Raw genomic sequence first — 21,584 nt, forward strand, 5'->3', positions numbered from 1 at the left:
AAGAGGCACAAGGGCGCGAATACATCAAAGGGCCGAGGTAGCTCCTCATTATGAGCCCGCATATAAGCACGCAGTCTGACAAAATTAACGAAGGGTATTGTGCAATAGGAGGAGTCCATATAAGGCACTTCAGTGCCGAATTCAGACCTTAACAAAAACATTCATGGCTAAAGAACCTTCGGTAGATGAAGACACAGCACCAAACACCTTCACCACGCGGCTGATCGCTGACGGCTGAAAGCTGATAGCTCTGTGATGTGTTGGGTTTCGCTTCGCTCTACCCAACCTACGCCAGGCCTTTCAACTTTCCCCTCACTAACTTTACTCTTTCAAACTTGCTAACTAGCGACTAAAAAAGCCCATACTCTTCGGTTTCTTCTGCTTCGTGGCGCATGAGGTGTTCTGGGCGGAAGATGGCGCTTGGGTCTAATAGTAAGCTGTGTTTATGCTTCATTTTAATTAGCCCGCGCATCATGTTTTTAGTTTGTGGGTCAACATCAAAACCAACAGAGGTAAGCTGCTCTAAAGGTTTGATATCTTCTTTCTTAACATTAATATTGTCTTCGACTTTATCGACCAGAAGCCCTATATGAGGTGTTACACCGTCTTTAGTTGTAAAAATGATGATTGGCTTGTAATCAAGGCTTATCTGCTCTCGGGCCGATTCAAACAACCGGTTTAGCTGATTAAGAGTTTGTCGTTTTTTTTCTTCAAATAAAATAATTACAGAATCTTTTGACTGTGTTTTCCGTACTTCTAGAAGTTCGCTAGCCATAACATGTAGTGCATGGTAGGGCTTTTCAAGTTTGGCAACAATGCTCTTAAGATCTTCATTATCAGTCTCGAAATCTTTGTACCAGCGACTAAATGAGGACTTACTTGGATCTAGCGAATTTGTGAAGGATGTTCCAGTAGATAGGTTGTTTTCTAATACATTAAGCCATTCTAAGTGCTCTTTTTCTCTTTCAACTAATAATTCTGAAAGCGCGGCATTTACTTCGTATGTTGACCTGTTATTTAAAACTACCCCCAAATCAAATATGGGGGTCGGCGTGTCCATATAATCTTTGACCCCGATAAAGCTCTTATTTTCATTGGGCAATGACGTTAAATTACCCTCATAACGTTCAGTTAGAAGAATATCAAGAATTTTTAATGAAATGGTCTTGTGCCCAACTCGGAAATTAATCAGATCCATATTTCCCTCAAAGCCTTGTTAAGTCTTTATAGCATAGAACATTATTATGTTTTTAGTGATGGATTTACAAAATTACTTTTTGAAATAGGAGCGGTAGATTTTTTTATTATTTCCAGCACTATGACTATTAAATAAATCAGCGAATTCAGATGTGTCAGTGAAGAGGTGAGTTAGCTCGGTCAGCAGACATTGATTGTTTAGAGGCGTTGGGCATTTTTGGGCAGCGCTAACCAATGCTACGGCATTCAAATAACCTTCAAATATAATTCTATTCGCACTCGTGTGATAAGGCTCGATATCTTCAATAAACTGCTTACACCAAGGGTTTTTACAGTTATTAGGGTCGGGTACCACTTCAGTGACCATAATGTTGGCGGGCTGTTTCACTCGCTGATATAAATCATGGCTCGAAACGAAAGACACCGAAGTATAGTCTGGGTTGAAGTTTTGTTTGTTTGCTGCATTAATGAATTCAGCGAGAGGCTCGTAAGTGCCGACTAAACAAATTGCGGTTGCTTTACTTTCTTTTAGAAGCGCTAAAGCTTTTGAAATATCATCACTATTGCGCTTAAACCGAGCGACTTCTACAGGTTTAATACCATGTATTTTTAATGCATTAACAAGGTTGTTTTCTACCATATAGCCAAACTCATCGGCTTGGATCATCAAGCCAATTTTTTCATGCTTACGCTCTTTCACGAAATAATTAATTTGCTCTATGGCTTCATCTTGGTAGCTCGCACGAAGATTAAATACATTTGGCATTGAGCTATTATGTAAAAAATCAGCGCCTGTAAATGGCATTAGAAATGGAATGCGGTGCCTATCCAGAATAGGTTTAATTGCATGGGCTGTTGGTGTACCCATAGAGCCAAAAATTGCATGGATCTTTTGATCAAATAAAAACTCGCGAGTATTCACTACGGTATTTTTTGGCTCATAACCATCATCAGCTAAAATCAGATCGATACTTTGCCCATTAATACCGTTTTCTTTGTTGATTTTATTAAAGTAAATATTACTGCCAAGCGCCAGTTGTTCGCCTATTTGCTTTGCGGGTCCAGTGAGCGCAGTGGACATGCCGAGTTTAATGGTAGGCTGTGCGTGTTCAGCTAAAGCTATCTGAGGTAGTAGCAAGGTACAAATACATAAACACTTAATGGCTGTGATTTTGAAGTGATTTATAGTGAGCATACCAACCTTGCACTGCGGTTTTGAACTGTGACTCTAAGTCTTTTTTACCTGTAAAACCGGCTTCTTCGATTAAGCTATTTACAGAGGTTTGCTGTAATACTAGTCGAATAAGGATGAACTTTGTATGTTCATCTAATAAATTTAGACTAATTGGTGTGCTCCAAAGTATTTGCCATAGCAATGGCTGTACTTGGAAGAGGTTAATATCACCAGTTAACAGCCGCTCAGCTCTTGCATCTAAGGCAGAAGATAGCTCACTTTTTGGTAAGCCTTTGAATAGCTCTGCAATAAGCTGCCAAGGAAGTGAGCTAAAGTGATCAAGGAGTTGCAAAGAGAGATCTTGCTTAAACTCTTCTATTAACAGTGTTGCGCTATCTGTCGTTTGCTTATCTAATGCTTTAACCACTAAGGCAGCATGTTCTGCCGTTGCTTTGTCATGACTAAATCCAAGCTTAACAACGTTGAAGCCATTACTTTGCCAAAACTTAACTAACGCTGCATTGGCTCCAAAGCTGGCACCAAAATAACTACAATTGCTTAATTGGCTTTCGCAGTGGTTTAACAGGGCTGAGCCTATACCTTGCTGATGACATTCAGGTGCAACAGCTATTCTCACGACTCTCGCTGAGTGTTTACACAAATCTTCTATTTTTCGGCTTAATTGAGTCAGAGTTTGCGCCATTAAATGACCATGTGGCCGACGCTTTCCTTTTATAACTTGCTCTGCAATCTCAGGCGTTAAGCCACCCTCAATAGCAATTAAGCAAACGGCTTTTAATGCATTTTCTTGTTTGCAGATAGATAGCTGTAGCTCTGGGGCATCAAGCAATTGGCGTAAGTCGTTTACCGTGGTTTGATAATGAGCCAACGCCAATAGCGCCATAATTTGGCTAAGCAACTGCTCATCATCAATGAGTTGCTCTTTGCTTATGCTTTCGAATTGATATGACTCTTTACTCTGCGTTTCTAGGTATTTTGCATCAAGTAATAGTAGTTCACGTAGGCTATGTTCGAGGGGGTCATACTTGGCGAAACGAACAGGTTCATCCAAAGTAATTGCCTTTAGCGATTTAAATTGGCTACGTAAGTAATGTAAAAAACGTAACGTGTAACCACGCCCATTCCCTTCGTAACCAACCATAGTGCTAGCAAATACGATTCGTGGATAACTTTTTAGTATCTCTAATAGCATAGGAACCGGAATCGCCGCTGCTTCGTCGACATATAACAGATCGCAATCAGGTTTTTCGTTTAGCAGTGTATCTGGCGCAATGTAACTAAGGTTAGCTAGTTGCTTACAGTTTTGCTCTTTGCTAACACCAAGCTCAGCGGCTAAATGTTTAAAGCTTGTTTGTACGGCTTTAGCTTGGGTGGCGCAAATTAGGATTCTTTTATCTTGAAGACTTGCTGCTGCAAGCCCTAAAGCGGCTGACTTACCACGACCTCGGTCTGCACTGATCACAAAAGGACGATTAGCGCGCCCTGTTGCGGTTTTAATAATTTGCTCAACACATGCTTGTTGTTGCTGATAATTTATCTCAGCAGTTGCTGGCGAAATAGATTGGTAAGCAGGAGGCGAGTGCTTAGTAAAATAATGTGGCTGCAATTTTAGCTTGGCGAAAAAGCGCTGATTAAAAAAGCTGTGTTTAATTGCTTCGCCATAAGAGGTAATACTTGTGAGTGCTGGGTCTTGCCAGTTATTATCATCGGGCAGCAGTAATATAAGTACACCACCAGCTTTTACGGTACCGGCAAGCGCGGCTAGTTTATCGGCATATAAACCGCTAAAACCATCAAAAATTGCGTGTTGAAACTCTTGACCAAGAATCTGGTGAGCATGTTTTGGGAACTCACTATTTGCTAATAATGAGCTGCTACTGAAAACATAGGTATTTTTTAGCGCTAATTGGTTTGCAAACTGATAGCACCAAGTTTCGCTGCCTTGCACAATGACAAGCTGGCGATGCTTTGCAATCACCAGCTCATTACATAGCGCTGTTATATACTCATTATAAGGCTTGAAGTCTTGCATACTGTGTTACAAGCCATTTACTGCCTAGATCATCAAAGTTCACTTGAATACGTGACTGTGCGCCGCTGCCTTCGTAATTGAGTACGGTTCCTGCACCGAACTTAGCGTGTAATACGCGCTGTCCTAAGTTAAAGCCGCTATCTTCAAATGCGGCATGTGTTACTGATGGACTAAAACGACCTGCCGCAGGTGGCCTTGAAACCTGTGTTTTAATACGAATTTCTTCGATACAGTCTTCAGGCATTTCGCGTAAAAAGCGTGATGGGCTGTGGTATTTTTCTTGTCCGTATAAACGGCGGCTTTCTGCGTGGCTAATATATAGTTTTTCCATCGCGCGAGTCATGCCAACATAACATAAGCGACGTTCTTCTTCTAAACGACCAGACTCTTCATTACTTTGTTGTGATGGGAACATGCCCTCTTCAACACCCACCATAAATACCAGCGGGAATTCTAGGCCTTTTGCTGAGTGCAGTGTCATCATTTGCACCGCGTCTTCGTGCTCATCAGCTTGACCTTCGCCAGATTCTAGAGAGGTATATGCCAAAAAGCCTTGCAGTGGTGAGCTGAACTCTTCATCTTCAGGAAGTTCGTATTGACCACAAGCACTAATAAGCTCTTCTAAGTTTTCTACGCGGGCACGGCCTTTTTCACCTTTTTCAGCTTGATACATTGCCATTAACCCCGAGCTTTGAATGGTGTATTTCGCTTGCTCTTCTAGGGTGAGATCGCTGATTTTATCTTCGATATGCTCAACAAGTTCTAAGAATTTTGTCACGGCACTTGCTGCACGGCCAGATAAGTGCTGCTGCTCGATAATAGCTTTAGCGGCATACCAAAGTGGCAATGACTCATTGCGCGCGCAATCACGAATGTGGCTTAGTGTTTTATCACCAATGCCGCGAGCAGGGGTGTTAATAACGCGCTCGAAAGCCGCATCATCTTGACGGTTACCAACTAAACGTAAATACGAAAGTGCATCTTTGATCTCTTGGCGCTCGAAGAAGCGCATACCGCCGTAAATACGGTATTTTAAACCTTCTTGTAGCATTGCTTCTTCGAGTACACGAGATTGCGCATTGTTACGGTATAAAATCGCGGCGTCTTGTAATGCATTACCTGCATTTAGCCAGCTACGTAGTTTGCTGCTAACAAAGCGCGCTTCGTCTAATTCATTAAACGCAGCGTAAACTGAAATCGGCTCACCATCATTGCCGTCTGTCCACAGGCTTTTGCCCATGCGTTCAGCATTGTTTTTGATCAGCGCGTTTGATGCTTTCAAAATTGTTGCCGTTGAACGGTAATTTTGTTCAAGGCGAATGGTTTCGGCTTCGAAGTCAGTTAAAAAGCGTTTGATATTCTCAATTTTTGCGCCACGCCAGCCATAGATACTTTGGTCATCATCACCTACGATCATAATACTGTTGGTGTTACCTGCGAGTAATTTTAACCAAGCGTACTGAATCGTATTGGTATCCTGGAACTCGTCTACCAGCATATGGGCAAAACGCTGTTGATAGTGACGTAAAAGTGTTGGGTGGTTCTTAAGTACTTCGTAGCAGCGCAGCAGTATTTCTGCAAAGTCGACTAAACCTGCGCGGTCACAAGCCTCTTGATATGCAGCATAGACTTTCAGCATCATTTGCTCATTAATATCGTAGGCTTGAATGTCTTTAGGGCGCAGACCTTCATCTTTTTTCGCGCTGATATACCAACCAAATTGTTTTGCAGGCCACTTTTTATCATCGATGTTCATCGCTTTAAGTAAGCGTTTGATCATACGTTGTTGATCGTCAGAATCTAAAATTTGAAAGCTTTCAGGCAAGTTCGCTTCACGGTGATGGGCGCGCAGAATACGATGAGATAAGCCGTGGAAAGTACCAATCCACATACCACCAACCGGTGCTTTTAACGTTTCTTCTACACGAGTGCGCATTTCTTTCGCGGCTTTATTTGTGAAGGTTACCGCAAAGATACTGTATGCAGAAGCTTGCTCAACTTGCATGAGCCATGCGATGCGATGAACAAGTACTCGAGTTTTACCAGAACCTGCACCTGCAAGTACTAGCATATTTTGCAATGGGGCTGCGACTGCATCCCGTTGTTTGTCATTTAAGCCATCGAGTAATTCAGAAACGTCCATCGTTACGCCTTTTCAATCTATAATGGGTGGAGTATAACAGGTGTTTATGCAAGGCTAAATAAAATACTGTTTTTATAAACAGCTATTTTGGCAAGTCATTAAAATTGAAGTATTAAAATTGTGAATTTGACCGATTTTTAGCAAAAAAAACTAAAATCAAAATAACGATACTTTTTAACACTCTGATTTGTAAGCCATAATAAGTTGGCATAAAGTGTGTTTACTAAAAGTATAATCATTAAAAACTACAGAGGTTAGTATGGCAGAGCAAGGTTCTGGCGGTAATGTAATCGCAGCAATATGTAATATCTTTTTTCCTGGTTTAGGGCAATTGGTACAAGGCCGTTTAATGGCGGCTATTGCATTCTTTTTAGCATGGGTTATTAGTGGGGCACTAATTTACGTTGCAGTTGGCTTTATTTTACTGCCAATCGTATACCTATGGGCGATTATTGATGCTGCGCGCTTCAAATCGCGACTCTAGCTATTTTAATAGCATAAACACGAGCGCCATGTTGGCGCTCGTGCTGATTTAAGACTACAAAACTCGCCACGTTTAGCTGCAAACGATATAATTAGCAGATAACGTATTAAGAGTACCCTCCATGGAATATCAATTTATCCGCGATCCTATTAGCGGTTTACGCATTAAAATCTCCTCTGAACATGCCGTCATAGGCCGTTGGCTAAACGAAGAAATCGGTAAAGAAAAAATCGCGATGGTACAAGCATTAATCTCCGCGGTTAAGAGCAGTCATGAGTCTTTAACCTTACAAGGTCAAGAAATTGATTTGATCTTAAGTAAAGACGAAGCGCTATTCGAAGCACATGCGTTACATCAAGACAACGAAGACTTAGTTGCCTACCAAGATGATGATTTAATGCTTGAAGAAGAAGGCTTGTGTAGTGGCTGTGGTTTTGAAGACTTTGTTGATTTAATTGAATCTTGGCAAGAATTTACACAAGGCCGATAAGCAGAAGCATATTCTGCTTATCGATTACTAAATTATTGCTCGCTCACTGATTTAACAGCGGCTAGTAATAAATCTTCTGTTAAGCGTACTTTGTAATTTGGGTTGGCGTATTGAAAATTAACTAACCCATTAGTGTCTATCACAAACACTGCAGGTACGGGTAACGCTACTTTCACTTCGCCCTCTAACGAGACAAAGTTAACCCCAAGTTTGTTGCGGTAAATCTTTGCTGTTTTGTCATCTAAGTAAAACGCTAAACCTAACTTTTGTGCCAACAAAAGGCTGTCGTCAGACAATAATTGATAGTTTGGTGAAGTAATTTTTGATTCAGCGAGCTTTTCAGGACTATCTGGCGAAACGGCAATTATCTGTGCTCCTAAATCCGCTAGCTCTTTCTCAATTTTTTGGACATTGGCCAATTGCTTTGAACAATATGGGCACCAGCCACCACGATAAACAATGAGCACAGTCGTTTTTTCTTTAAAACGCTCAGCGAGTGAGACGGTTTTACCGTATTGATCTTTTAACTCAATATTTGGCACTGCTAAGCCGGGTAATAATGGGCTAACTTGCTCTGCTGATTCGGCAATATTGGTTGCAGTCGCGGCAATAACTTGGCTTGATAGTACAAATAGTGCACTAATGAGTAGAGATTTAAACATAGGCTTCCTCGGTTATTTTTATCAACTGCAAAGCAGACCTGATCATATGTGTTTTTATTTCATCAATGACAAAATTATCTGTAGTATATACATAATTGAAAATGCAAGTTGGGATAAAGAATGTCTGCTAATTTACAAAAACTCGTTGTTATGCTCGAGATGCAAAATGCGATGAATACTAAAGTTCATGAGCAATGGTTTAGCCAAGGTTTTGAATGGTATCGTGCAATTTGGGTTGAGTGTGCTGAAATGCTGGATCACTACGGTTGGAAGTGGTGGAAAAAACAAACCCCAGATACAGAACAAGTTATTTTAGAGTTAGTTGATATTTTCCATTTTGGTTTATCTTTACGTATTGATGGTGAAACCAGCTATGAGCAGTTAGCTGCACAACTTGAAGCTGAGTTAAATGCACCAGTTCAAGCCGATGATTTTAAACAAACACTCGAAGTGTTAGCTGGGTCAGCAGTCGCTGAAAAGAGTTTTAATGCAGCCGCATTTGCAGGTTGTATGGCGCAAATTGGTATGGATATCGATGACTTATACCGTGGCTATGTTGGTAAAAATACCTTGAACTTCTTCCGCCAAGATCATGGCTACAAAGATGGTAGTTATATCAAAGTGTGGAATGGCCAAGAAGATAACGAGCACTTAGTTGAAGTGGTAAAAAGCCTAGATACAGAGCATGCAGATTTTGCAAAACTTGTATACCAAGGCTTAGAGCAGCGTTACCCGAAGTAATTATTTAACGGGTATAAACTCGCGAAAATCGATGGTCGATAAAAAGCCATCGAACTGTTTATGCGGTTGCTGACTATCAGGGTTGGCAACCGCAAGTATATGACCAATACCAAACTCTTTTGCCGCATCTAGCACGGCGGGGCTGTCATCCACAAATAAAGTCCGTTCCTTATCAAACTGCCATTCTTGATGTACTTGTTGCCATAATGGTTGATGCTCTTTACTCACGCCATATTGGTGAGTTGAGATCACCCCATCTAAGTAATTATCGATAGCAGTGTGTTCAAACTTTAACATGGCACAATCTGGGTGCGCGTTAGTAAGCATGATCAATTGCTTGCCTGCTTTTCTAAGCTCAGTTAAGAACGGCGGAACATCTTCACGAATTCTGATTAAATGTTGAATGTCACGTTTCAGTGCCATAATTGGTAAATCAAGTTGCTGCTGCCAATAATCTAAACAGTACCAATTAATTTGTCCGTGAACTTGTTGATAACGATGTAAAATGTCAGCTTTTGCTGCGTCTAAACTGATTTTATGTTTACGCGCATATTGCTCGGGAATAACGGTTAGCCAAAAGTAATTATCAAAATGCAAATCGAGTAGGGTGCCATCCATATCTAACAACACAGTATCGATTTTTGACCAATTTAACATAGGCAATTCACTTTAAAAGATTTATGATGAGCATAACTGCCATGATAGCAAATTAATGCCAATGACACAGAAAAAGCATCCTACACCACCGCAAATTTTGTCTAATGAAGTTGTCGCTAAAAGTCGACTATTTACTGTTGAGTCTCTCGAATTGAAGTTTTCAAATGATGAACAAAGGCAATACGAAAGAATTCGTGGCGGTGGCAGAGGTGCAGTGATGATAGTGCCAGTAACGGCCGATAACGAACTGTTATTAGTGCGAGAGTATTGTGCAGGCACCAATGATTATCAGTTGGGTTTTCCAAAGGGCTTAATTGACCCAGGCGAAACACCTCAGCAAGCTGCAGACCGGGAGCTTAAAGAAGAAGTTGGTTTTGGTGCTAAGCATTTCGCTGAACTAAAAAAAGTCAGCATGGCGCCAAGTTACTTTAATGCCACGATGCATATTTTGTATGCTGAAGATCTCTACCCTGAAACCTTACCTGGTGATGAGCCAGAACCGCTTGTCGTTGTAAAATGGCCAATAACTGATTGGCAATCATTATTGCAACAAGAAGACTTTACTGAAGCACGAAGTGTCGCAGCTTTGCTATTATTAACAAAGTACTTAGAGTCGGGAGCGGGCAATGAATGATTTTTTAGAACCGTGTATTCGGTTAGCTGAGCAAGCAGGCGATGCCATTATGGCCATTTATCAGCAGGATGATATTGGTGCTGAGCAAAAGTCAGATCATACTCCGGTCACCAAGGCTGACTTAGCATCAAATGATGTATTAATGGCGGGTTTGAAGAGCATAGCCCCCGATATTCCAATTATGTCAGAAGAAACACCGATCCCAGCGCTGGCAGATAGAAAAGATTGGCACCGTTATTGGTTGCTTGATCCTATGGATGGTACCGGGGAGTTTATACTTGAAAGCGGTGATTTTGCAGTCAATATCGCTTTAGTTGAAAATAATCGCCCAGTGCTGGGTGTTATTCATTGGCCAGCGAAACAAGTGACTTATTTTGCAAGTTATCAAAATGGCGCATTTAAACGTGCAAATGGCCAAGATCAACAAATTTCAGTAGCAACACCCGATAATTTAACCTTAGCAGTAAGCCGCAGACAAAAAATTGAAGCGGTCAGTCAGTATTTAAACACTCAGTTTGCGACAGTAGCATTAGGCTCATGCTCATTAAAAGCCTGTATTATTGCAGAGGGTAAAGCTGATTGCTTTTTACGTATCGGACCAACTGGTGAGTGGGATACTGGTGCGTCACAAGTGATTGTTGAAGAGGCCGGTGGCTGCATTACCGATGCTGAATTCAATCCGTTAACTTACAATCAACGAGAAAGCACAGAAAACCCTGATTTTATCGTGATGGGTCACCCCGATTGGGAGTGGCAAAAAATGATTAGTCCTCATCAGCGTGCATTTTAACTTTGTTTTGTGTGCTTTTTGTTCACTTGAGTTAAATTTGTCACTATAACCCTTGATTTCTAATCTTATTGCTATATGATAGCGCTCTCTCTGAAACAGGGCGTCGTTAACATGCTCATGTTACTTAGAGATTACAGGCGCGGGATGGAGCAGCCTGGTAGCTCGTCGGGCTCATAACCCGAAGGTCGTCGGTTCAAATCCGGCTCCCGCAACCAATTTTTAAAAGATTGGTGTAATGTTGGAACTATAAAGGTCGTCGTCACGGCGTGAGGCATTCACTCTTCACCTTCACAGCTCCCGCAACCAACTTCTTAAATTAAGTGAGAAGTAAAATAAACTTAATATTCAGGCGCGGGATGGAGCAGCCTGGTAGCTCGTCGGGCTCATAACCCGAAGGTCGTCGGTTCAAATCCGGCTCCCGCAACCAATTTTTTGAATTGGAAGCCAAGTTGTTATGTAAAGCAACTTTAAATAAATCTACAATTTCAGGCGCGGGATGGAGCAGCCTGGTAGCTCGTCGGGCTCATAACCCGAAGGTCGTCGGTTCAAATCCGGCTCCCGCAACCAACTGAAATTGAAGATTAAAATTAAATGAGTTTGATAAGTAGGCACGCGAAAGCGTGTTTTTTTATGCCTGAAAAAGTAAGTCTTAAGTAATCATATCACAATCAGTTTGAAGCCGAATCGTGTTATTTCGCGCGTTATCTTTTGAATATTGCGCGATATAAAATCGCGCCTACAATGCTCGCTTACCGCTATGATAACTCACGCCTAGCATGCTTAAGGTAAGCTTGTAGACTTTCTTGCCAAAGTATTAGGGCTTCGGTTAATAGTTCTTTTAAGGGCTTGTTATCAAGTAACTTACGTTCGATGCGCTTCAGCTCTGTACCGTATCGATTAAATCCTAGCTGCAATGCTGTGCTTGCTTGACGGTGAATCAGTTTGATGCACTGCTCTTTATCATCATCTACAAGTTGTTGACAACGAATGAGTTTATTTCTAGCAGATAAAACAAACTCATTGTAAATCGATGATACCTCATCCTCGCTGAATGAGCTTATCAATGTAGCAGCTGCCGTTTCATCGTAAAGTGTATCTCGTAATTCCACCGCGATACTCGCAGATTGGTTTGTTTGTGAATCGCTCAGAGCTTGACGTAATTTCTGCTGCTTTATTGGTTTGCCTACAATATCTTTTATACCTAGTGATAAATACTCTTTTATTTCATCTGGACTGAGGCTAGCGGTAAATGCTAATACTGGCGTGCGTTGATTTAAATGGTCGATATTTTTTAGCTTTTTTAAGACTTCTTGCCCTGTTAAATCAGGCAAATTCATATCGAGTAATACCACATCAAAGTGATGTTTTTGCATCAGTTCAATTGCGCTATTGCCATCTTTTGCAAGTTTTATCTTGTGCTCATCATCAGCCATAAATTCGATGGCAATTTTCTGATTTAAATCGAGATCTTCAACTAATAACACGTCTAGGCCAGTAACATAATCCTTTGATTGGTGACGCTGTTCAACAAGGCTAAGCTCACCAATAGCAAGTGAAATATCAAAGCTGAAAGTACTGCCTTTTTTAAGCTCACTTTCTATATTGAGTTTACTGCCTAACTTTTCGAGTAGCCGGCTGGTAATTGCTAAGCCAAGGCCTGTGCCTCCTTTCTCTTTACCTGCACTACTTTGCACGTATGGTTCAGTGAGGTAGGCTATTTCTTCATCTTCAATACCAGGGCCTGAGTCAATCACACTTACTCTAACTAGGTGGTCTAGTTGGCCTTCATTAAGAAGCTTCACATGAATCTTTACGGCTCCTTGGTCAGTAAACTTAATTGCGTTACCTACTAAGTTTATAATAACTTGCCTGAGTTTTTGTTGGTCGCAGTAATAACATGCCTGTTCTGGCAAATCATATATCAACTCAAACTTTAAGTGTTTTTGTTCTGCTAGGGGGCTGAGAAGTAGGCAAAGATTATTTAGCCAAGTTTTAAACTCAACATCCTCTTCATAAAGTGCTTCATCTCGTTGATCTAAGCTGGCGTAGTCGAGAACTTTATCTACTAATAAATTTAATGATTCAGCGGAGTTAATAATTGCTTCGCAATAAGGTTTATCACGGGGGTCACTCGATTGGTTCATGATCAACTGTGCACTACCTAAAATACCGTTTAACGGTGTGCGAATTTCATGACTAATAGTTGATAAGAACAAACCTCTTATTTCTAAATCTTTATGGGCTTTTTCGGTGAGTTGATTAAGGTTTTGCTCACGCCTTTCATTACATAGTAGTGCCATGCCTGTAGCATAGAACATTGGAGCTATTACGCCATTAATAAATAAAGTGAAACTAAACCAGTCTGCAGATAATAGGTTGGCGGTTGTAATATCTCCCATCATTAAAGTACGGCCAGTAAACACCGCTAGGATAATGCTGAGAATTAAAATATAAACAATACTGCCATTAGGGTAACTTTTACGGCCATTACGAATAAACAAAGCCAGTAAAAACAATGATTCAACAATATGTTGAAGGTCAGAAACCAATATTCGGCTGCGTAACTCTGCGCTGTCAGTAGCAAGGTAAATCATAGTGATAGCTAAAGCGACTGTGATCGAAACAAAGGTTTTAAAGCCAACGCATTTGGCATTCAAAAACTGACAAATTGCGAGTACATGGATGATTGAGGCACTAAACAGTAGAGTATTTGCAATGGCAACACTGGCAAGGTTATTAATATGGCCATGTAGTGCAAAACTCATTACTGATGCAAACATCACAAGTGGATAAAAAATATAGAGTAAGGTGCCCGGAGTCTTATTGTTGGTTCGCCAAGTAAGGTAATTAAGAAGGGTCATTACTGCCATCATGGCAGCGCTGGCGTAATATAAAGTAGCTGAGTCGAGCATTGTATTTCCAGTGTTTGGCAATCAGTTTGAGCATAAAGTCAATTACAGTGATTAGCAACCAGAAACAAAAACAGACGCAGTAGCGTCTGTTTTAACAAGTAGGGTATTTCGTTTAACGAATTTCGTCAGGAATGTTTTGCTGAGCCCAAGATAGTAACTCAATACGATTACGACACTTAGTTTTTCTAAATGCACTGTATAAGTGAGTTTTCACTGTATGCGGACTAATACTTAAATCTTCAGCTATTTCTTTGTTTTTCGAACCTTTACTCATTAATGAAATAATAGCTTTTTCACGTTTGGTAAGCTTAACTGGTTCGATATCACCGTCTGTTAATTTATGTAGTGCGTCTTTGTTAAACTGCAACATACGGTTAAGTGCATTACACATAATATCACGACGGTACCAGAGTTGGTCTTCAAGTAACAAACGAATGCCTTTCATTAGCACATCGGCGTTATCCGTGGTGTAAAATACACCTCTTATGCCACTTAGAAGAGCGCGATTAGCTAGTTCTGGGTTTTCATCTAGATTAAATAAAACAATATCGCATTTAATTCGTAGATTAACTAATTGCTCCTTTAGTTTTCCCCACGGATCTGTACTTGACGTTTCAATGAATAGCAATCGTGTGCCTTCAGGTACTTCAGAAATATCAGTACCAGTTGTCACAGTAAGTCCTTGTGTTTTTAACAATGGTTCTAATACATTTACACCAATCGTGTTAATCGGTTCTGGATCTAATAATAAAAAGGCTGAACTACTCATATTTATTCACTCTTGAAAAAAGTTGACAATTGCATCCTATCACGCAATCCACCCCTTTCGTATTAGAAATTTCTGAGACTTGTGCAGGAAAAGTACAGTTTGTGTCTATTTTGTGTCAAAAAATACAGCTAGTTAACTAATTGCAATACATTAACTAGCTGATCTGTCACTATTATAGACAAAAACAGTATCTTTGTTCTACCTTTTACATATTTTTACATACTAAAATATTAGAGATTGGTTTTTTTCTTGTCTTGATAAGGAGGCCAGCCCATTGTTTTACCTGCCAGCATATGTAGGTGTATATGGTACACAGTTTGTCCGCCATGGTCATTACAGTTCATTACGACGCGAAAACCGTCTTCACTAAAGCCAAACTGTTTGGCAAGTTTGGCAGCAACCACATATAAATGACCGACTAAAGATGCATTTTCTTCTGTAACATCATTAATCGTCGCTATTGGTGTTTTTGGGATGATCAGCACATGAAAAGGGGCTTGTGGGTTAATATCTTTAAAAGCTAAAGATAACTCGTCTTCATATACAATATCAGCTGGGATCTCTCGGTTAATAATCTTTGTAAAAATAGTCTCTTGGCTCATACTTAGCTCTCTTATAAATGTGGTTAAATGACCGCCCACTAATGACAAACTTTATTTGCAGTGTCAAACTGAAACTGCCGTAAATTGAACAACCAAGGAGTGAACATGCGTAAGTTAGTATTACTGAGTAGTGCGTTAATGCTATTAAATAGTTTAAGTAGTGTCGCTGAGACTATTCACTTTCCAGAAGAGTTTGTACCCTTACAAGTCGGAGAGCGACTTATTGAGCAGTCGTTTTTCAGTCGTGTTGACGATGTTGAACTTGCTCCTGGTACTTACCAAGTGAAGATGAAATATACCGATCTTTACGAGCAAGGTTATGATGACCACCAAGTTGTTGAGTCAGAGCCATTTTGGGTTGAGCTCACAGTAGAGAGCGGCAAAGACTATGACCTAGTGTTTAATCGTGCCAGTAATGCTGTTGCGGCAGAAGTGTTTGCTGAATCACCGCAAGTAAGCTTAAAAGCCAAGGGCAGTGAACTTGCTGTGCCACTTTCGATAGTTAGCTATCGTGCATCTAGCACGCCTGCACAAGCTGTAGCCAGTGCCCCAGTTGCTGCTACAAGTACAAGCAACAAGCCTGCGACTGCTGTCCCTGTCACATTGCCTGCAAAAGTACCCGGCGGACAAGCGGGTTTGAAAAATATGCCAAGTGCGGCTGCGATGCTTGAGTTTTGGTGGCAACAAGCAAGCCCAGAAGAGCGCCGTGCGTTCTTACAAAAAGTAAGTAACTAATAAAATAATTAAAAAAGGCGCTGATTGCAGCGCCTTTTTTGTGTTTGATGACTTACTTTGCAAATAAGTCGTCAACAGTACCTTGTGCAAGCGGGTGGTAACCCGGACGTGCTTTTAAGTACACATCATGCGCCCAGTCTTTTTTACCGTTTTTAATAAGTGCTTTATAGAGTGGCACAATTAATTTACGACGACCGATGCCTGATAGGTGTTCATCAAGCGCTGGGTAAATTGGTTGATAACCATTACCTACCGCTAGCATAAACCATGCGAAAGCACGCTCAGCATTCGTTGACTGTGTTAGGTTGAATTGATTATCAAGCTCAGTCATTTTTTCAATGCTTAAATCGCGAGGTAGGTTATTCAAAAAGTGTAGCCACTCGTGAACTGACCAATCCGCTGTTGGTAACTGGGCTGCACTAATTTCGCCGTTTAACCATGTTTTGGTTACAGCATCAACTTTATCGAAAGCATCAGACGTTGGGTTAGGGGCATCGCTTGGTAAACCAGGCTCAAAGATCCACTCATTAACTTTATCCATGCTGACTACGCCTGGGTATTTGTCGATCAGATTTGCTTTTAAGTAAGTAACAAATTGAGCGGTTGTTAGAGACTTAAACGAAAACTGATCAAAGTAAGCTTTTACGAATGGGTCGAACTTATCACGGCCAAATTTGTTTTCTAGATAGATTAAGAAAAGTTGACCTTTAGTGTAAGGCACCGAGCTAAATGCATCATCAGGATCGCGGCCATTTAGTTTTAAGTTAAGACGCGTATCTGGTGCTGGCAGAGTTTTAAGTAATGCACGTAAACCGGCTGCATCAAGCGCTTGTTCCATCACTGCACGGTCACGGCCAAACACTTCTTCCATAATGCGGTTTTCAACGTAAGACGTGAAACCTTCGTTTAGCCATAAGTCTTCCCACGTCGCATTGGTTACTAAGTTACCAGACCAAGAGTGAGCAAGCTCGTGAGCAATTAGGTTTACTAAGCTTTTATCGCCAGCAACAACCGTTGGTGTGATGAATGATAAACGTGGGTTTTCCATGCCACCAAATGGGAAGCTTGGCGGTAGCATTAATAAGTCATAACGACCCCATGCGTATTCGCCATACATCGCGTTAGTTTTATCGATCATCGCTTGCGTGTCGTTAAACTCAGCAACTGATGCATCTAAAATTGTTGGCTCAGCAAAGATACCCGTTTGCTTAGACATGGCTTTAAATTCTAAATTACCTGCACCAATTGCGATTAAGTATGGCGAAATTGGTTGTGGCATATTAAAGAGATAATCGCCGTCCTTATAAAGTGCATCTTTGTTATCAGCACTCATTACCGCACGAATGTCTTTAGGAGTGTGAATACGTGCCGAGTAGGTTACGCGCATTGCTGGCGTATCTTGTACTGGGATCCAACTACGAGCATGAATTGCTTGTGATTGGCTGTACATAAATGGGTGTGACTTACTGGCTGTTTGCTCTGGTGTTAACCACTGTAAACCTGAAGCTTCTGGGCGGCTGTTGTAGTAAATACGTGCTTTAACCGCTTGGCTTTTAAATTTAATTGTTAATTTTGAGCCCTTTACGTCATCACGTGCAGCAAGGGTGAAGTCAGCTTTGTGCCAGCTGCCTTTTTGATCTTGATACATTACTTTGTCGATATCTAAATCGCGTGTATCAAGTACCAGTGTTTTGCTTGTTGCATTGTGCCAATCTAGCGTGTGCTCAACAAAACCTTCTAGTTGTTTGTCATCAAAATCAACATCTAAATCTAGTAGTAGGTGAGTGGTTGTTACGTCATCTAAGTTTGCGTAAGTGTGCTGGCTGATTGCATCTGCAGTTGCTTGAGAGCAAGCACCGGCCATAGCAAGACTTAAAAGTAATGGTTTAAACTTCATAATAACCCTGGAACGGAAATGAAAAAGAGCCCGTTTTATAACATGATTAGTGCAGTGGGTTGAGTGATTTTTACAATCTAATGCGTATTTTGCGACGATAGGTTACACTAATGCGATTAGTTACCGGTAACCTTTGAGGCGTTTTGTGGCTCAGTCCCTGCAATCTTTTCATACCTTTTCTTTGCCAAGCCAATGCCAGCATTTTTATCAAATTGATGAAGTGAATCAGCTTTTAAGCACAGACTTTTCTGCGCCGTTTTGTATTTTAGGTGAAGGCAGTAATACGGTGTTTTTATCTGACTACCAAGGTTCTGTGATCCACATGAATACGAAGGGCATCGACATAGAGCAGCAAAACGATGGCTTTTTATTACACATTGCAGCCGGAGAAAACTGGCACCAATTAGTTGCTATGACTATTGCTAATGACATGCCTGGGCTTGAAAACCTTGCTTTAATACCTGGGACTGTTGGTGCTGCACCAGTGCAAAATATAGGTGCTTACGGTGTAGAACTTGAAAAGTTTGTGAGTTATGTCGAATACTTTGATATTGCCACCAAAACCATAAAGCGCTTAACTAAAGGCGAATGCCAATTTGGCTATCGTGACTCTATCTTCAAGCATGCACTGAAAAATCAAGCGGTGATCACCCAAGTAGGGTTGCTGTTACCTAAGAAATGGCAGCCAGTGCTTAGTTATGGACCATTGCAACTGCTTTCAGAACCCTCTCCACAGCAGGTATTTGAGCAAATCATCACAACCAGAAACAGCAAACTACCAAACCCCAGTGAACTTGCAAATGCAGGCAGTTTTTTCAAAAACCCAGTGATCAGGAATGAGCAACTTGCGTTACTTTTAAAAAGCTACCCAGAGCTACCTCATTACTTTGTGGATGCTGAGCATTATAAAGTTGCGGCGGGGTGGTTGATTGAGCAAGCTGGGTTAAAAGGCTTTAAGGTCGCAGGTATTGAAGTGCATCAGCAGCAAGCGTTAGTGCTAGTAAACCACGGTAATAGTACAGGTGATGACTTAATTGCCATGGTAAAGCATGTACAACAACAGGTTTGGCATAAATATCAGATTGCTTTACAGCATGAAGTACGCCTGATCAATGCTGAACATGAATGCCACATTGAATTGGGAGCTTCATCATGAAAGCGCCAGATGGAAATAAGCTCGCTATTTTACAAGCTCTAAATACCGGTGGTTTTATTTCTGGTCAGCAATTGGGCGAGCAGCTCGGTATTAGCCGTGCAGCAGTGGGTAAACATATTCACTCTTTGCAGGAGATGGGGCTCGATATATTTAAGGTTACGGGTAAAGGGTATTGCCTAAATAATAGTGCGGGCTTACTGAACAAAGATAAAATTGGTCTGCATTATAATGAGTTAGGTGGCAGCACCGCTAATGTTGAAGTGCAGCCTATTATTGACTCAACCAACAGTGAGTTAATGCGCCGTTTGCAAACAGAAGTATCACTGCCATCTGGAAGCGTATTAGTTGCAGAAATGCAGCAAGCGGGAAGAGGGCGCCGTGGGCGCGTTTGGCAATCTCCATTTGGCGCAAACTTATACTTTAGTTACTTTTGGCGTTTGGATGATGGTTTGCAAGCTGCTATGGGGGTATCTATTGCTGTTGGGCTTGCTGTTTACGATACGCTTAAAGCCTTATATCAATTGGATGTAGAGCTTAAGTGGCCAAACGATATCTACTTAAACCGTGAAAAATTAGCGGGTGTATTAGTTGAGCTTGATGGTCAGCCGCAGGGGCCTTGCCAGCTTGTAATAGGTATAGGTATCAATTTACATATGCCAGAAAGTGTTAGCCAACACATAGATCAAGCATGGACTGATTTAAGCCAGCATGTACAGGGATTAGATAAAAACAAGCTGGTGGCCTATTTGTGCTTTTATTTAGAAAAACGCTTAGCTCAGTATCAGCAATCAGGTTTAAACGATATGTATCTACAGTGGAATCAATTAAATGCATTTGCTGGTGAGTGTGTTGAGCTCAATACGGGTCATCGTAGCTGGCGTGGTATTTGTGAAGGAATTGATAACCAAGGTGGCGTGCGTATTCGCCAAGACGGCGAAGTGAAAAGTTATTATGGTGGTGAAATTTCATTACGTAAGGCTGAGCTATGAAATTATTAGTGGATGTTGGCAATACCGCAATTAAAGCCGTTTTGTTTGATGGTAAGGATTACCAAACCTGTGAACTCAGCAAGTTACCTTGGTCACAAATAACAGAGCTGGTCTATGCGTGCGTGGGTAACACCGAGCTACTTAAACCGTTATTAGCACAGGCGCAGCAATATGCCGTTCCTTACTTTGAAGCAGAGGTGAGTGCAAAGCTAAACACGTTAAGCTGTGCCTATCAGCAGTATCAAAATCTAGGAATTGATCGTTGGCTCGCGGTAATAGCTGCGTATGTCGAATATCCCGCGCAAAACTGCATTATTATTGATGCCGGTACTGCAACGACAATTGATGTGCTAAACCAAGAAGGTGCGCATCTAGGTGGTTGGATCTTACCTGGCCTTGATTTAATGACCTCTTCACTTACCCAAAATACGCAACGTGTGTTTGATGATGAGCAAATCCCATTTACGACTGAGTTAGGGCGTAATACGCCAAATGGCCTAAAAAATGGTGCCATGGTTGCTACTCTAGGCGCAATCGAGCAAGCAAAACAACATCTTAACCAACAGGGGTGTCAGTTATTATTTGCTGGTGGTTATGGCAAATTGTTAGCAGATACATATATAGATGCTAAGTTTGACAGCTTGCTCGTGTTTAAAGGACTGAATTATTGGCGTGAATTAGCTATAAAGCAGTAAAAATACGGCAATTTGCCTGAATAGTGAGCGTTTAACACATAAATTCACATTTTTTTTAATTTTATGGTTGCATCACAATAAACCTTACCTTAGAATCTCGCCCCGTACTAAAGCAGTGCCGACTTAGCTCAGTTGGTAGAGCAACTGACTTGTAATCAGTAGGTCATCCGTTCAACTCGGATAGTCGGCACCACTTTCCTTTTACCGGAAGTGACTTAGTAAAGAATTTTCGTGGAGGGGTTCCCGAGCGGCCAAAGGGATCAGACTGTAAATCTGACGGCTCAGCCTTCGCTGGTTCGAATCCAGCTCCCTCCACCACTTTATTCTTGACGGTTAGAGGTAGTTTAAGAACAGGTTCCTATGCGGGCATCGTATAATGGCTATTACCTCAGCCTTCCAAGCTGATGATGCGGGTTCGATTCCCGCTGCCCGCTCCAGACTTCTGGTGTTGCTGATATAGCTCAGTTGGTAGAGCGCACCCTTGGTAAGGGTGAGGTCGGCAGTTCAAATCTGCCTATCAGCACCAGTATCGAGAACTCATCTTAATTTCTTCCTTTATCTGTCAGAAAAAAACTATTTGAAATTTGAAAAAATTAAATTAATCTACCCTCGGTGGATTATTTTCATATGTAATCTAGATACACAAAACTGATAGGTTCCGTCATGGCAAAAGAAAAGTTTGAACGCGTAAAACCGCACGTAAACGTTGGTACAATCGGCCACGTTGACCACGGTAAAACAACTCTAACAGCAGCAATCACTAACGTACTTGCAAAAGTATACGGTGGTGTAGCTAAAGACTTC

The 21,584-nt window shown here is 41.2% G+C and carries 20 protein-coding genes and 7 tRNA genes; 17 read left to right on the top strand and 10 right to left on the bottom strand.

From position 1 onward, the window contains the following. Positions 1-349: 349 nt before the first annotated feature. The 4 genes from JIG37_RS22270 to uvrD all read right to left on the bottom strand — a co-directional run bounded on the left by JIG37_RS22270 (position 350) and on the right by uvrD (position 6,567). Positions 350-1,198: a CZB domain-containing protein gene (locus JIG37_RS22270; protein ID WP_138619624.1), complete on the bottom strand. Its 849-nt coding sequence runs from the start codon at positions 1,196-1,198 to the stop codon at positions 350-352. Between the two features lie 72 nt (positions 1,199-1,270). After that, positions 1,271-2,392, bottom strand: coding sequence for an ABC transporter substrate-binding protein (locus tag JIG37_RS22275; protein WP_138602663.1), 1,122 nt, complete (start codon positions 2,390-2,392; stop codon positions 1,271-1,273). Beyond that, on the bottom strand, positions 2,355-4,424 hold the full coding sequence (locus tag JIG37_RS22280; protein ID WP_187491169.1) for a GNAT family N-acetyltransferase: 2,070 nt from the start codon (positions 4,422-4,424) through the stop codon (positions 2,355-2,357). The genes JIG37_RS22275 and JIG37_RS22280 overlap by 38 nt, the downstream gene beginning before the upstream one ends. Then, on the bottom strand, positions 4,402-6,567 hold the full coding sequence (gene uvrD / locus JIG37_RS22285; protein ID WP_138602659.1) for a DNA helicase II: 2,166 nt from the start codon (positions 6,565-6,567) through the stop codon (positions 4,402-4,404). The genes JIG37_RS22280 and uvrD overlap by 23 nt, the downstream gene beginning before the upstream one ends. A gap of 259 nt (positions 6,568-6,826) precedes the next feature. Between uvrD and JIG37_RS22290 the strand changes: the two genes are divergently transcribed. Both JIG37_RS22290 and JIG37_RS22295 read left to right on the top strand, forming a co-directional pair. Then, entirely contained in the window at positions 6,827-7,051 is a 225-nt protein-coding gene (locus JIG37_RS22290; RefSeq protein ID WP_054554878.1) for a hypothetical protein, read from the top strand. A 121-nt stretch (positions 7,052-7,172) separates the two neighbouring features. Further along, positions 7,173-7,541 (top strand): YacL family protein, encoded by a 369-nt coding sequence (locus tag JIG37_RS22295; RefSeq protein WP_199530313.1) that lies wholly within the window; start codon positions 7,173-7,175, stop codon positions 7,539-7,541. A gap of 32 nt (positions 7,542-7,573) precedes the next feature. Here the strand turns inward: JIG37_RS22295 and JIG37_RS22300 are convergent, their stop codons facing one another. Further along, positions 7,574-8,203 (bottom strand): peroxiredoxin-like family protein, encoded by a 630-nt coding sequence (locus JIG37_RS22300; protein ID WP_054554876.1) that lies wholly within the window; start codon positions 8,201-8,203, stop codon positions 7,574-7,576. Positions 8,204-8,323: 120 nt separating this feature from the next. Here JIG37_RS22300 and JIG37_RS22305 point away from each other — a divergent pair, with 120 nt between their 5' ends. Beyond that, entirely contained in the window at positions 8,324-8,944 is a 621-nt protein-coding gene (locus JIG37_RS22305; protein WP_138602654.1) for a dUTP diphosphatase, read from the top strand. Here the strand turns inward: JIG37_RS22305 and yrfG are convergent, their stop codons facing one another. Further along, positions 8,945-9,601, bottom strand: a complete 657-nt coding sequence (yrfG, locus tag JIG37_RS22310) for a GMP/IMP nucleotidase (protein ID WP_054554874.1) — start codon at positions 9,599-9,601, stop codon at positions 8,945-8,947. Between the two features lie 61 nt (positions 9,602-9,662). On the opposite strand from yrfG, the gene nudE reads away from it, so the two are divergent. The 5 genes from nudE (at position 9,663) to JIG37_RS22335 (ending at position 11,592) form a co-directional block, all read left to right on the top strand. Beyond that, positions 9,663-10,235 (top strand): ADP compounds hydrolase NudE, encoded by a 573-nt coding sequence (gene nudE, locus JIG37_RS22315; RefSeq protein ID WP_171037179.1) that lies wholly within the window; start codon positions 9,663-9,665, stop codon positions 10,233-10,235. Continuing rightward, positions 10,228-11,025, top strand: a complete 798-nt coding sequence (gene cysQ / locus JIG37_RS22320; protein WP_199530314.1) for a 3'(2'),5'-bisphosphate nucleotidase CysQ — start codon at positions 10,228-10,230, stop codon at positions 11,023-11,025. The genes nudE and cysQ overlap by 8 nt, the downstream gene beginning before the upstream one ends. Positions 11,026-11,163: 138 nt before the next feature. Further along, positions 11,164-11,240: transfer RNA gene (locus tag JIG37_RS22325), tRNA-Met, on the top strand. Between the two features lie 135 nt (positions 11,241-11,375). Then, positions 11,376-11,452 (top strand) — tRNA-Met (locus tag JIG37_RS22330). A gap of 63 nt (positions 11,453-11,515) precedes the next feature. Beyond that, positions 11,516-11,592, top strand: a tRNA-Met gene (locus JIG37_RS22335). A gap of 188 nt (positions 11,593-11,780) precedes the next feature. Here the strand turns inward: JIG37_RS22335 and JIG37_RS22340 are convergent. The 3 genes from JIG37_RS22340 to JIG37_RS22350 all read right to left on the bottom strand — a co-directional run bounded on the left by JIG37_RS22340 (position 11,781) and on the right by JIG37_RS22350 (position 15,308). Further along, positions 11,781-13,937: an ATP-binding protein gene (locus tag JIG37_RS22340; RefSeq protein ID WP_054554871.1), complete on the bottom strand. Its 2,157-nt coding sequence runs from the start codon at positions 13,935-13,937 to the stop codon at positions 11,781-11,783. 112 nt (positions 13,938-14,049) lie between these two features. Beyond that, positions 14,050-14,706 (bottom strand): response regulator transcription factor, encoded by a 657-nt coding sequence (locus JIG37_RS22345; RefSeq protein ID WP_054554870.1) that lies wholly within the window; start codon positions 14,704-14,706, stop codon positions 14,050-14,052. 230 nt (positions 14,707-14,936) lie between these two features. Continuing rightward, a complete protein-coding gene (locus tag JIG37_RS22350; protein WP_054554869.1) occupies positions 14,937-15,308 on the bottom strand; it encodes a histidine triad nucleotide-binding protein in 372 nt (123 codons plus the stop codon). 105 nt (positions 15,309-15,413) lie between these two features. Here JIG37_RS22350 and JIG37_RS22355 point away from each other — a divergent pair, with 105 nt between their 5' ends. Then, complete coding sequence (locus JIG37_RS22355) at positions 15,414-16,043, top strand: DUF2057 domain-containing protein (RefSeq protein WP_138619628.1); 630 nt, start codon at positions 15,414-15,416, stop codon at positions 16,041-16,043. Between the two features lie 52 nt (positions 16,044-16,095). Here JIG37_RS22355 and JIG37_RS22360 read toward each other — a convergent pair whose 3' ends face one another. Then, entirely contained in the window at positions 16,096-17,940 is a 1,845-nt protein-coding gene (locus JIG37_RS22360; protein WP_199530315.1) for a M1 family metallopeptidase, read from the bottom strand. A 145-nt stretch (positions 17,941-18,085) separates the two neighbouring features. Here JIG37_RS22360 and murB point away from each other — a divergent pair, with 145 nt between their 5' ends. The 8 genes from murB to JIG37_RS22400 form a co-directional block, all read left to right on the top strand. Next, on the top strand, positions 18,086-19,096 hold the full coding sequence (murB, locus tag JIG37_RS22365) for a UDP-N-acetylmuramate dehydrogenase (RefSeq protein ID WP_199530316.1): 1,011 nt from the start codon (positions 18,086-18,088) through the stop codon (positions 19,094-19,096). Then, complete coding sequence (gene birA, locus JIG37_RS22370) at positions 19,093-20,085, top strand: bifunctional biotin--[acetyl-CoA-carboxylase] ligase/biotin operon repressor BirA (protein WP_054554865.1); 993 nt, start codon at positions 19,093-19,095, stop codon at positions 20,083-20,085. The genes murB and birA overlap by 4 nt, the downstream gene beginning before the upstream one ends. After that, on the top strand, positions 20,082-20,780 hold the full coding sequence (locus tag JIG37_RS22375) for a type III pantothenate kinase (RefSeq protein ID WP_199530317.1): 699 nt from the start codon (positions 20,082-20,084) through the stop codon (positions 20,778-20,780). The genes birA and JIG37_RS22375 overlap by 4 nt, the downstream gene beginning before the upstream one ends. A gap of 117 nt (positions 20,781-20,897) precedes the next feature. Then, positions 20,898-20,973 (top strand) — tRNA-Thr (locus JIG37_RS22380). 40 nt (positions 20,974-21,013) lie between these two features. Beyond that, positions 21,014-21,098 (top strand) — tRNA-Tyr (locus JIG37_RS22385). A 44-nt stretch (positions 21,099-21,142) separates the two neighbouring features. Beyond that, positions 21,143-21,217: transfer RNA gene (locus JIG37_RS22390), tRNA-Gly, on the top strand. Between the two features lie 13 nt (positions 21,218-21,230). Continuing rightward, positions 21,231-21,306: transfer RNA gene (locus tag JIG37_RS22395), tRNA-Thr, on the top strand. Positions 21,307-21,443: 137 nt separating this feature from the next. Then, positions 21,444-21,584: GTP-binding protein (locus JIG37_RS22400; protein ID WP_244664431.1), on the top strand; the 141-nt coding region annotated here is incomplete at its 3' end.

It is taken from the genome of Pseudoalteromonas sp. bablab_jr010 (assembly GCF_016464105.1).
Taxonomy (GTDB): domain Bacteria; phylum Pseudomonadota; class Gammaproteobacteria; order Enterobacterales; family Alteromonadaceae; genus Pseudoalteromonas; species Pseudoalteromonas simplex.